The organism is Psychrobacter sp. 1U2, from assembly GCF_051847575.1.
The window spans coordinates 1-506 of sequence record NZ_JBPYDC010001874.1 but is presented as its reverse complement, the minus strand read 5'-3'; the positions used below and the strand labels follow the sequence as shown (position 1 = coordinate 506).

Below are 506 nucleotides of genomic sequence, written 5' to 3'. Positions count from 1 at the left end.
ATCGATAAAATTAGCGCGCAAAATCATCTAGTTCGCCAACTACTATCAGACAAATTGCCTGAGCGGCTAAAGGCACTACAACAAAGGCGTAGTACGCAAGGTCAAGCATTAGGATTGCATGCAGAAAGCTATACGGCGCAGCAAGAAGTGCAGCAAATCATGCTACAACCAGTCACTGATGTGACCCTATTGCCCGTACATATTGTTGATGCCGATAACAGCCTACATGAGGCGGCACGTATCATGACCGAAGCTGGATTGAAGCATGTGCTAGTACGCCCAATGAACCATTTGTTAGAACAACCTATAGATACGCTTAGCGATACTGAAAATAACTCTAAGCCTGAAACTGAACATAGCATTACCCGCCGTTCAGATCATGAGCTAGGTATCTTGACTGATACTGATATCTGCCGTGCGGTCAGCGAACAGCAAGACCCTGCTACCACTCCCTGCCAGCATTTTACCAGCTTCAACCTACGGACTATCGATGCCGATAATGAGAT

Annotated in this window: 1 protein-coding gene; it reads left to right on the top strand. The window is 46.2% G+C overall.

What is annotated here, in order from left to right:
* On the top strand, window positions 1-506 hold a 506-nt coding region (locus ACS8FD_RS24885; protein WP_459252195.1), incomplete at both ends, for a DUF294 nucleotidyltransferase-like/CBS domain-containing protein.